The organism is Candidatus Thorarchaeota archaeon (assembly GCA_013388835.1).
Lineage (GTDB): Archaea > Asgardarchaeota > Thorarchaeia > Thorarchaeales > Thorarchaeaceae > JACAEL01.
In genome coordinates, this window is the sequence record JACAEL010000090.1 from 1 (window position 1) to 11005 (window position 11005).

Here is an 11005-nt window from a genome sequence, read left to right on the forward strand (position 1 = left end):
GGACGGATGCAGCCGTATTGGCGGGACCAAACCTCGACCTGCTGTTCGTGGGGTTGCTCTCCCACTTCGCACGGGCGCTGGGAAGGACACGGGCCTCTGTTGTCCTAGAGATTGTTGAGGCGGACAGAGTGACACTAGTACGAGCCTCAGTGACTGACGGTCCCACAGGATACCTAGATGGAATCAGCAAGATTCTGTCTGGAAAGAAGCTACCGAACGTGACTACCGTAGACCTTGACCTCTTCCTGTGCAAGCTGTTACTGGATGACTACGGAGTCCATATCGCCTACTACCCCGGCACGCCGCCTAGCATTGCGTTCTTCTTCGGGAAGGGCAACTGAGGACATTGACACTTCGTGTGTGCCACAACTCGGAAGCGACAAGGCTTTTTTGCAAGACCTCCCAGGGTGAGATTGGGGTGCTCATAAGCCCTCGATTCGAACAAAGCAATCAGAGATCTCCTTTGAGGTGGTTGGAACAGGTGTCGAAGTCGGCGGACCTGGTCGATATAACGGAGGACTGGGCGTACTGGATAGACCCCGAGACACTCAAGATGCCCAAAGCACGCGGTCGCATCCCGTCGGGTTCGCTACTCATTGTGAAGAGCCGCACTGAAGACACTCTAACAGGGCGATCGTTTGTTTCGACGGCATTCTATCTGGTGCGGCCAGAGGCGTGGGAGAAACGAACCAAGAAGGAGGCCTCCACGATTATCGGTGGATATGTTGTTGCCTACATGAAGAGGAGAGGGGCATGGCCACCCAACACACAGCTTGCGAGAGAGCTGAAGAACGGGGATGTCGAGCTCCACTACGCTCCGTCCCAGTACGACACTTTCACGTTGAAGCTGAGCCGCAACATGGTCGACTCTCCAGTCATTGACTTTCTCGACTCACTGGAAAAGGCAGCTGAGTCAACCGAGGACACCTCTGCGGCCACAGGCGTCCGATGGGCAGTGGAACCAGCAAAGTCCAGCAGATCAACCTGTAGAGCATGTCAGAAACAGATTCAGAAGGACGAATTGCGGATTGGAGAGCCGGTCGACTTCGAAGGTCACACCTCCTATCGCTGGTACCATGTTGCGTGTGCGGCCAAGAGACTGGGTCATGTGGACATCACCACGCTCCAAGGCCATGATGCGCTGTCGGAGACACATCAGGCCCAGCTACGTGCAGCACTTGATGACCAGAGCGCTCGACCATGATCACAGTCTATGTATGACACTTCAGCCAACGCTGGACACCTCTGTGCATATCGAATGCTTGAGACGTGTGTTGCTGTCTCAAGCCATAGAGGCGACTCCCGCATTGTGGGCCTAGTTGTGGTGCGTTCTCAGAACAGCAGAGCTAGGCCGAAGCAGTACAGTGTAGAAACTATCAGGTGTACAGTAGCAATCGGCATGGTGGCTTTTGTGTACTCTCTAAACGTGAGATGACTACCGTGGGACTCGCTCAGCGATATCACTATCATGTTAGGTGCGTCTCCGAATGGAATCATGTACCCTCCGACATTTGCTCCGATGACGAGTGACACCGGGACAACTCTGCTCACAGTCCCAAGGTCTACAGCCATCGGTGCGAGAAAGGCCGCGACCGGTATGTTGTCGATTGCTGATAGCGCGAACCCCGGAATCCATATCATGATGAGGATTCCAACAAATGCATTGGAGCCTATTATTGATGAGATGAGACCTCCCACTCCCGCGATTACGCCTGCCACTCCAAGAGCGTTCACAATACCGAAGAGCCCTATCAGAAAGAAGACAGTGATCCACGACAGTTCCTTCAACAGGTCTGTCGCCTTGTCATGAGCAACTGCCAGCATCACTGCAGCGACCGAGAGTGCGATGAAAGTGACCTCTGTGGGAGCTATGACGAATCCTGTGATCATCGTTCCCAGACCGATTGCCGAGGCGTAGAACTCGGTCCTTGAGCGTATCATCTTGGTCGGACTTATCATCATCAGGAGGTGGTCATCATGCACGCGGTCATCGCATAGCGTCTTGCCCACTGTTCTCATCAAGAGCGGCACTGTGACGAGGAACAGCAGGACCGTGAGCGGCAGGAGCATGAAGAACATCTCAGCTGCATGTATTCCTGCCCAGAAGACTATCAAGAGGTTGGGAACCGAACCGACGACAGATGGAAAGGAGGCGAAGTAGCTGACCACTGCTTCGCTGATCAGGACAGGTCGGAAGTCTATCTGCAGTGCGCGACACACTTCCACTGTGAATGGCCCCATGACAAGCATCGTGGGCAGTGGGTCAAGGAAGAAGGATATGATGAACACGAACGCCAAGAATGCCATGTAGACATTCTTTGGACGACCGTGTGTCCTCTGGACCAGCACAAGCGCGATGTACTGAAACATACCAGAGGATGACGCCAGTGCCACCACTATCATCATAGACATGAGAAAGAGCACAGTGTCCCATTCTATGAGGGCGACAAGGTCCACAAACGTCATCGGATGACCCGGACTCACTTCCGTACCAGTGAGCACCAGGACGGCTCCGCACAGGCACATAGAGAACATGGTCACCGCAGCCTCGTTGATCTTTTCAAGCAGAAGGACGACAAGCGTCATGACGAATGTTGCCAGTACCAGAACGAAGGCCACGTCGGTCATGTATGACACATCCACTGTGTCCGCGTCTATTAAACGAGCTGGCCCATGAGTGAGTCCAGCTGATACGAGCCGAACAGGCCGCGATGCAAGGACAGCAGGACTCTGCCATACTGGGACTGCTCGCTTGGGCTTCCGTGTGCTCCGCCTGACGATAGCAGTGACACAAGACGCATTTGAACACAAGGCCCTTATTGCAGTCTGCGCTCAGTCTCACATCATGAGATTCCCGGCATCAGAGTCTGAAATGCAGGACTATCTCGACTTCGCGGTGAAGACGACGTCCGAGGCAGGTCAACTGACACTGAGGTACTTCCGAACAGGAATCACGGTGGAGACAAAGAGGGATGGCACCCCGGTCACCGTTGCAGACAGGGAGGCGGAGGTCTTCATCCGAGACAGAATACGCGAGAACTATCCGGAGCACACCGTGAGAGGCGAGGAGTTCGGGACCAATGAGGTGTCCTCGGACTACGAGTGGCTGATTGACCCCATCGACGGCACCAAGTCCTTCGTGAATGGGATACCACTCTATACGACGCTTCTGGCTCTGCTCTACCGCGGCACTCCTGTGCTCGGTGTTGTGCACTGTCCGCCGCTTGCTGAGACCGTCGCTGCTGTGAGCGGACTCGGTTGCACACTCAATGGTCGTGCCTGTCATGTCAGTTCCACAGAGCGGCTTGAGGATGCCATGGTCAATGTCACAGACTACCGAGACCTCTATGCAGTGAGACCTGATCTTACAGAACGGCTCATCTCGACTGCCAAGTCCTGTCGGGCGTGGGGTGACGCATATGGATACGTGCTGGTGGCCACAGGCCGTGCGGATGTCATGGTTGACGCGGTCATGAGCCCATGGGACATAGCCCCATTAGGTCCCATCATTACAGAGGCTGGGGGAGTCCTGGGCGACCTCGACGGCCGGCCCGACCTACTTGGGACTTCGTCTGTCGCCTGCAACAGACGTCTGTTCGGCGAGTTGTTCGGCATCTCTTGAAACAGCCTACAACGACTTCCCACATACGACAGTGTGGAGAATGCGACGAGTCAGACTCGAAACGATGTCAATCAACTCCTCGCTCGTATGTCGAGGATGCTCACGTCTCTGTGCAGTTCGCGTTCAGCTGAGGCTGAACTCCTGTCCCTCCTTGAGAATCACCGGTCTTGTGACAGTGCTGCTTGCCAGCCCCTTCTCGAAGTCGCTCACGTCCTTGTCCCATGTGTGCATCGGTATCGCATATCTGGGTTTGACTATGCCAACTGCCTGAAGCCCCTCTTGGATGTCCATTGTGTAGGTGTCGCCAACCGGTAGCAACGCGACATCAACCTTCCCCAGTTCACTCATCTCTGGTATGAGGTCGGTGTCACCCGCATGGTACACGGTCTTTCCTTCCAGTGAGATGACGTATCCCACTCCAAATCCCTTGGGATGATAGGGGTTGCCCGGCGTGCGGAATCGTTTGACATTGTAGGCCTCCACTGGCATGATGCGAACTTGCCCGGAGTCCTGTGGCTCTCCAGCCCGCACCTGAACCATCTCTTTGCCCAGCTTCTCGCGGCATGACGCCGGCGCCATCATCTTGGTCCTCTTGCTGAGTACGGTCTTGATGGCGTCAAGGTCGCAGTGGTCACCATGGCTGTGGGTGCACAGGACGACCGAGGCCGCTTCCGTCGGTGCTGGCAGCCGTTCTTCGAGCTTCTTGGGTCGATAGTAGTCGATGTATATGACCTGCCCCAACCCAGTTATCTGGAATCCTGCATGACCAAGCCACTTGATTACAATGCTCATCCTTGCTCGAATGTGTTGTTGCAGCGTTCTTTTTGAACGTAGCTGTCATATTGAGGTGAGAATGTGGTAACCAATCGAAACCAAATGTACCTCTTGAGTTAGACATCGAATCTGCATTGAATACAGGGTCCGGAGTGTGGTTTAACGAATACGTACATACCCTAAACACTCTGTATCGATTTCGGTCTCATCTGCAGGAAATTTACGTCGATGCCTATCTAGCTAAGCATATAATGGGTCAAGGGAGTTCGCATCCACGTATTAGACCCCACAGTGGCAATCTCATGGCTATCCCGTGCCTAGGGTTCCGGTGATTGCTCATCGGAACTGTTCCGCGCTGAGCGGAACTGAGGCGCGGACGGTCTGTGAGACACGCCCGACAGGTGAGACCGATGGATCCAGAGTTACACACTCCGACGTCAAGTTTCGCCGAGGAGATTTCATCCATCCCCGGAGGCGAGGGCATCAACAAGTGCATTCAGTGCGGCCTGTGCACTGCAAGTTGCGTGATTGCCCGGACAACCGACCGATACCATCCCCGAAAGCTGATTCAGAAGATCCTGCTGGGAAAGAGGAATGAGGTGCTGACTGACCGCCAACCGTGGCTCTGCATGACCTGCAGGATGTGTGAGGAGCGATGCCAAGAGGGTGTCAGCCCGGCCGAGATATTCCATGCCGTACGACAGATTGCAGCGCGCGAGGGACATGTCCCTACGTCGTTCAGGAAGGCGGTGGATAAGGTTCTTAACGACGGCTGGATGCTCGCCGACGCATACAGCGACTGGAATGAAGACGAAAGGGCAGACTTGGGTCTCAGTCCGGACCTCGGCTGGAACAAGACCTTCGCGAACCGGGTGAGACGTAGGTACCTGTCCGAAGGAAGTGCAGTTGCATGACAGAACTGATCCTCTACCGTGGGTGTACAACACCCGTGAGACTGCCAGCCTACGAAGCGGCGACCATTGCAGTCCTTGAGAAGCTGGGTGTCAAGATTCACGAGATGAAGGATGCAAACTGCTGCGGGGCGCAGTACATCGAGTCACTCAGTCGGCAGGCGTACGCAGCGATGAGCGGTCGAATCCTAGCTCTGGCTGAGGAAGAGGGCAAGGACATACTTGCGTTGTGTGGTGCATGTTCGGGCTCGCTCAAGCTCAACAAGCACTATCTGGACGAGAACCCTGAGGCCAAGGCAGAACTGAACGAGTTGCTCGCCGAGGAAGGACTCAGATACACAGGCAAGGTCCGAGTGCGGCACCTGCTGCAGGTTCTCGCGGAAGACATCGGCTTCCCCGCAATTGAGGCTGCAATAGTAAGACCCTACTCGGGAATCAAGATGGCTGCCCACTATGGGTGCCACGTCACAAGACCCTATGAGATTGTCCAAGTGGACGACCCGGAGAATCCGACCATACTCGACCGACTTGTCGAGCTCACCGGCGCAACGGCGGTTGACTATGCGGGAAAGACCCGGTGCTGCGGTGGTCCGCTACTGGCGATGGACCCGGACACTGCTGGACTCATAGGTCTGGAGAAGATCAAGCATGTGATTGAGGCTGGTGCGGATGGCATTGTGACGGCGTGTGTCTTCTGCGACATCCAGCTGACTCAGGTGCAGTTCGGAGAGAACTCCCAGGTTCAGAAGAAGGTGCCAGTCATACCCATCACACAGTTCCTGGGTCCCGCCCTCGGGATTGAAGAGGAGAAGCTGGGTCTCGGCATGAACAAGATCAGTCCATATGGTCTATTTGCTAAACAGGAGGCTAAGGCATGACGAAGGACAAGACGAGTCAGAAGAGCGCTCTCGTGATTGGAGGTGGGGTCGCAGGTATGCAGGCCTCGCTCGACATCGCCTCACAGGGCTACCGTGTCTACCTTGTCGAGAAACAGACATCAATTGGCGGAAGAATGGCCGCTCTCGACAAGACATTCCCAACTTTGGACTGTAGCGCGTGCATCCTGACGCCGAGGCTGAGCGAGGTTGCCAGGCACCCCAACATCGAGTTGCTGACGTATTCGGAGGTCGAGAGCGTAAAGGGCAAGGCTGGCAAGTTCCGAGTGACAGTACGACGCAAGGCTCGCTATGTTGATGAGGACAAGTGCAGCGGCTGCGGGGACTGCTCTAGAGAGTGCCCTGTTGAAGTGCCGAATGAGTTCGACGAGGGACTCGGCTTTCGAAAGGCGATATACATCCCATTTCCGCAGGCGACTCCCAACGTATATGCGATAGACCGAGAACGATGCATACAATGCAAGCGGTGTCAGAAGACGTGTGAGCGGGGTGCTATCGACTTTGAGATGACCGACCAGATAGTAGAGCTTCAGGTCGGGGCGATCATCGTAGCAACAGGCTACAAGCTGTTCGATGTCTCGCAATACCCGCGACTCGGATACGGAAAGTACACCAACGTTATCACGGCCATGGAGTACGAACGCCTCATCAATGCTGCAGGGCCGACGCAGGGTCACCTGATACGACTCTCTGACGGGCGCGTGCCAAAGAACATCGCGTTCATTCAGTGTGTTGGGGCGAGGGATGTCGCCAAGGGTGTGCCCTACTGCTCCAGGGTCTGTTGCATGTACGGTATCAAGAACGCGGTGATGGCCCGTGAGCACGACCCCGAAGCGAGAGTCACCGTTTACTATGCGGACATTCGAGCCTTCGGCAAGGGCTTTGAGGAGTTCTACGAGATGGCCAAGACCCGTTTTGGTGTTGACTTTGTGAAGGGACGTGTTGGCGAGCTGAGTGAGAACCCCCACAACCAGAACTTGGTGATGAGTGTTGAGAACATTCTGACGGGCAAGGTCTCAGAGAGAGAGCATGACCTTGTTGTCATATGCCCGGGTCTTCAACCTCCCGAAGGGCTGGACACGATTGCCAACGCACTGGGACTGGAGCGGTCCATAGACGGTTACCTCAACGTAGAAGACCGCTTCGCTGCACCTGTGGAGACCCTTGTCCCGGGTGTCTTCACCTGCGGTTGTGCTGACGGCCCAAAGGACATTCCAGACAGCGTCACTGCAGGGAGTGCTGCGGCAATGAAGGCTACAATCATCTTGGCTGTAGGAGGTGTGGCCTGATGACCGGCACGGAAGAGCCCAGAATCGGTGTGTTTGTATGCCACTGCGGGCACAACATTGCCGGCACAGTTGATGTGGCCAAGGTCGCACAGACTGCTGCTGGACTGCCAAATGTCGTGTTTGCTACGGATGAGATGTTCATGTGCTCTGACAACGGGCAGCAGCTGATCCGTGAGAAGATCAAGGAGCACCGGTTGAACAGAGTAGTCGTGGCAAGCTGTTCTCCACGCATGCACGAACCCACCTTTAGGAGAGTCTGCGAAGAGGCGGGCCTGAACCGCTATCTGTTTGAACAGGTCAATCTCAGAGAACATGTCTCGTGGTGCCACATGAGAGAGCCGGAGGCTGCAACTGCAAAGGCAATAGACCTTGTGAGAATGTCGGTCGCCAGAGCAGCCAGACTGGAGACGCTACCTGTGAAGACCGTCCAAGTCACTCCTCGCACACTGGTCGTGGGTGGAGGAATCGCTGGAATCACTGCATCTCTGGACATTGCCGATCGTGGTTTCGAGGTGGTCCTGGTCGAACGACAGCCACGACTCGGTGGAAACCTGATAAACTGGACCCATCTCTTCCCGACTGACGAGACTGGAGCTGAGGTCCTCGAGCCGCTCATCAACAGGGTCCGGAATCACGACAAGATCAAGATCTTCACAGACGCCGAGGTCGTTGCTTTCGACGGTTACATCGGCAACTTCCAGGCGACTGTCAGAGAGACCAAGACAGGAAGGGAGTCGCACCATGACGTCGGTGCAGTCATTGTCACCACCGGCTTCCAGTCGTTCAAGCCACACGGCTACTATGGTTACAAGATCACTCCTGACATACTCACGCTCGCAGAGTTGCAGGAGATGCCCAGAAGCAAAGAGCTCAGACGTCCCAGCGACGGTCAGCTTGTGAAGAAGCTGGCATTCATAGGCTGTGTGGGTTCGCGGGAACCGGGAGTGAAGGGCCACGAGCACTGCTCAAGACACTGTTGCTCCGCAGTTGCAAAGGCCGCTGCGGACCTGAGAGCGCGCACCGAGGAGGTGGTCATTCTCTACCAGGATGTCCGGACATACGGAAAGGGACACGAGGAGTTCCACCGACTCGCTCGCTCTCGCAGAGTCATCTACAGCAAGTTCCCCGAGCGCGACAAGCCCAAGGTGACACTCGAGGATGGGAGGATCACTATCCGGTGGCATGATGTTCTTGCGGACGAGGACCTGATACTACAACCGGACATGCTAGTCTTGGCTTCCGCGATGGTGCCCCCTGACACCGCTGATGAGGTTGCCAAGTTGTTCAGCCTGACACGGTCTTCGGATGGATTCTTCAACCCCGAGCACATCAAGCTGGCGCCTCTGACAACGCACACGGCAGGTATCATGATAGCGGGTGCGGCTCAGGCCGCGAAGAACGCACATGAGGCAGCCATAGATGCTTCTGGTGCTGCTGCGAAGGCGGTGGGTCTCATGGCACGAGGCGAAGTCGAGATTGAGTCGACCGTTGCGCACGTCAACCCAGACCTGTGTTCGTCATGTCACACTTGTGTCACTGCATGTCCATACCATGCAATCTCAATGGATACCAGCCGAACACCAGAGGTCGCATTAGTGACGGAGGCAAAGTGCCATGGCTGTGGTACCTGTGCCGCAGGATGTCCGTCCGGTGCAATCATGATGCGTCATTCGACAACAGACCAGATTCTGGCAATGGTCGAGGCGTATCTGTGTCCACCACCAGCCGCCCAGGAGGTACGAGCACAATGAGTTCACACGTTCTCCAAGAGCAAGCAAGCGCTGAGAAGACATGGGAACCGAGAATAGTTGCATATTGCTGTAACTGGTGCTCCTATGCAGGTGCGGACCTTGCAGGCACGAGTAGAATTCAGTACCCGACCAATGCGCGCATCATCAGGGTGAACTGCACTGGTCGAATAAGCCCCGAGTTCATACTCGCAGCCCTTGATTTGGGTGCAGACGGTGTGCTGGTCTCCGGTTGTCATCCGGGTGACTGTCACTACACGAGTGGCAACCTCAAGCTGAGGGCGCGGTGGGCACTGATGGAGAAGGCAATCGAGCAGGCTGGTGTTGACCCCAGACGCGTCCGCCTGCAGTGGGCAAGTGCGTCTGAGGCACAGATCTTTGCAGATGGCGTACGGACACTCATTGACCAAGTCAAGAAGCTTGGTCCGATAGCGAGGGAATGGCGATGAGTCACTTTGCAAGTTTCTTTGAGCAGAAGCGCGGTGAGACGAGACAACAACGGAAGGCCATTGAGGAAGCCATCCGACAGGGAGCAACCACAGTCGAGCACATCGCTGAGAAGACGAAGATACCCAAGCCTCAGGTGGTCTGGAATCTCATGGGGATGCTCCGGTGGTCAGTCGTGGAGATAAGTGGGCACTCTGGAGACGAGCTCACATACAGGCTCAAGGAGGAGCATGCATGACCGCATCGATCGCAATGGGACAGGGCTCCTCCTGCTGGGGATGCTTCCAGTCCTTGGTCGATATCCACCTGAAGCTTGCGGATGTACTGCCACTGCTGGACATCAAGTACTGGGCAACGGTCGTTGACTACAAGCTCCATGACCTTGAGGCACAACCTGACAACTCGATTGACATAGGTCTGTTCGAAGGCACTGCGCGAACAGTGGAGGATGTTCATCTTCTGAGGGCCCTCAGAGCCAAGTGCAAGACACTCGTGGCGTTCGGCTCGTGCTCCTGCTTCGGTGGCATTCCTTCTCTTGCGAACATCTATGACCTCGATGAGTGCATTGATGTCAAGTTCAGGCACAACAAGACGGTGTCTGATGGCCAGCTGCCAACGGTCGGTGTCCCTGCTCTCGAGCCCGTGATAAGACCCAACAACGAGATTGTGAAGTTCGATGTCTATCTGCCCGGTTGTCCACCTACACCATCGCTGATAGTCAAGGCGGTCACGTCCCTGATTACAGGAGCACCGCTTGACCTGCCCACTCACACGGTCTGTCACTACTGTCCTCGCGAGAAGAAGGACACGCCTGTCGAGGAGTTCAAGAGACCGTTCGAGGGAATTGCAGATCGTAATCGCTGTCTTCTCGAACAAGGATACCTCTGCATGGGCGCAAGCACATGGGGCTTGTGTGAAGGCGCCTGTGTCAGCAAAGGAGCCCCATGCCGAGGATGCTTCGGTCCGCCGCCACCAATCATGGCCGACCATGGCGCAGCCTCGATATCCATGCTTGGTACCTATGCTCCACAGGAGCCCCGGAAGATCTTGGAGTCCGTAAGCGACCCACTTGGCATGTTCTGGAGGTTCACATACGCGACAAGTCACCTCGGCAGTATGCGAATCAAGCGTGAGGAGGCGAAGAGGAAATGACCGATGAACGAGTGATCAAGGTAGAGCCAGTGACGCGCCTTGAGGGGCACGGCTCGCTCACCATCAAGTTGGGACCCGGCAACAAGGTTCAAGACGTCCAGTTCCATGTGAACTCGACGAGGTTCTTTGAGAAGTTCCTTGAGGGCAGGCCGATGGAGGAGGCTCC

At 55.6% G+C, this 11005-nt stretch carries 13 protein-coding genes; 11 read left to right on the forward strand and 2 right to left on the reverse strand.

What is annotated here, in order from left to right:
- Together HXY34_13270 and HXY34_13275 are read left to right on the forward strand one after the other, a co-directional pair.
- A partial coding sequence (locus tag HXY34_13270; GenBank protein ID NWF97106.1) for a hypothetical protein occupies positions 1 to 341 on the forward strand: 341 nt, incomplete at its 5' end.
- Between the two features lie 131 nt (positions 342 to 472).
- Positions 473 to 1204 carry a hypothetical protein gene (locus HXY34_13275; GenBank protein ID NWF97107.1) on the forward strand — a complete coding sequence of 244 codons (732 nt, stop codon included), beginning with the start codon at positions 473 to 475 and terminating at the stop codon, positions 1202 to 1204.
- 128 nt (positions 1205 to 1332) lie between these two features.
- Here HXY34_13275 and HXY34_13280 read toward each other — a convergent pair whose 3' ends face one another.
- Positions 1333 to 2628, reverse strand: a complete 1296-nt coding sequence (locus HXY34_13280) for a hypothetical protein (protein NWF97108.1) — start codon at positions 2626 to 2628, stop codon at positions 1333 to 1335.
- A 49-nt stretch (positions 2629 to 2677) separates the two neighbouring features.
- Here HXY34_13280 and HXY34_13285 point away from each other — a divergent pair, with 49 nt between their 5' ends.
- Positions 2678 to 3622 carry a histidinol phosphate phosphatase gene (locus HXY34_13285; GenBank protein ID NWF97109.1) on the forward strand — a complete coding sequence of 315 codons (945 nt, stop codon included), beginning with the start codon at positions 2678 to 2680 and terminating at the stop codon, positions 3620 to 3622.
- A 123-nt stretch (positions 3623 to 3745) separates the two neighbouring features.
- Here HXY34_13285 and HXY34_13290 read toward each other — a convergent pair whose 3' ends face one another.
- Positions 3746 to 4414 (reverse strand): MBL fold metallo-hydrolase, encoded by a 669-nt coding sequence (locus HXY34_13290; protein NWF97110.1) that lies wholly within the window; start codon positions 4412 to 4414, stop codon positions 3746 to 3748.
- A gap of 392 nt (positions 4415 to 4806) precedes the next feature.
- On the opposite strand from HXY34_13290, the gene HXY34_13295 reads away from it, so the two are divergent.
- The 8 genes from HXY34_13295 to HXY34_13330 form a co-directional block, all read left to right on the forward strand.
- Positions 4807 to 5310 carry a 4Fe-4S dicluster domain-containing protein gene (locus HXY34_13295; protein NWF97111.1) on the forward strand — a complete coding sequence of 168 codons (504 nt, stop codon included), beginning with the start codon at positions 4807 to 4809 and terminating at the stop codon, positions 5308 to 5310.
- Positions 5307 to 6185: a CoB--CoM heterodisulfide reductase iron-sulfur subunit B family protein gene (locus HXY34_13300; protein ID NWF97112.1), complete on the forward strand. Its 879-nt coding sequence runs from the start codon at positions 5307 to 5309 to the stop codon at positions 6183 to 6185. The genes HXY34_13295 and HXY34_13300 overlap by 4 nt, the downstream gene beginning before the upstream one ends.
- Entirely contained in the window at positions 6182 to 7492 is a 1311-nt protein-coding gene (locus tag HXY34_13305; protein ID NWF97113.1) for a CoB--CoM heterodisulfide reductase iron-sulfur subunit A family protein, read from the forward strand. The genes HXY34_13300 and HXY34_13305 overlap by 4 nt, the downstream gene beginning before the upstream one ends.
- The gene (locus HXY34_13310; protein NWF97114.1) at positions 7492 to 9243 is read left to right on the forward strand and encodes a CoB--CoM heterodisulfide reductase iron-sulfur subunit A family protein; all 1752 of its coding nucleotides are present in this window, start codon (positions 7492 to 7494) and stop codon (positions 9241 to 9243) included. The genes HXY34_13305 and HXY34_13310 overlap by 1 nt, the downstream gene beginning before the upstream one ends.
- Positions 9240 to 9689 carry a hydrogenase iron-sulfur subunit gene (locus tag HXY34_13315; protein ID NWF97115.1) on the forward strand — a complete coding sequence of 150 codons (450 nt, stop codon included), beginning with the start codon at positions 9240 to 9242 and terminating at the stop codon, positions 9687 to 9689. The genes HXY34_13310 and HXY34_13315 overlap by 4 nt, the downstream gene beginning before the upstream one ends.
- Positions 9686 to 9925: a (2Fe-2S)-binding protein gene (locus HXY34_13320; protein ID NWF97116.1), complete on the forward strand. Its 240-nt coding sequence runs from the start codon at positions 9686 to 9688 to the stop codon at positions 9923 to 9925. Before HXY34_13315 ends, HXY34_13320 begins: the two co-directional genes overlap by 4 nt.
- Positions 9922 to 10839 carry a F420-nonreducing hydrogenase gene (locus HXY34_13325; protein ID NWF97117.1) on the forward strand — a complete coding sequence of 306 codons (918 nt, stop codon included), beginning with the start codon at positions 9922 to 9924 and terminating at the stop codon, positions 10837 to 10839. Before HXY34_13320 ends, HXY34_13325 begins: the two co-directional genes overlap by 4 nt.
- Positions 10836 to 11005: Ni/Fe hydrogenase subunit alpha (locus HXY34_13330; GenBank protein NWF97118.1), on the forward strand; the 170-nt coding region annotated here is incomplete at its 3' end. The genes HXY34_13325 and HXY34_13330, both read left to right, overlap by 4 nt.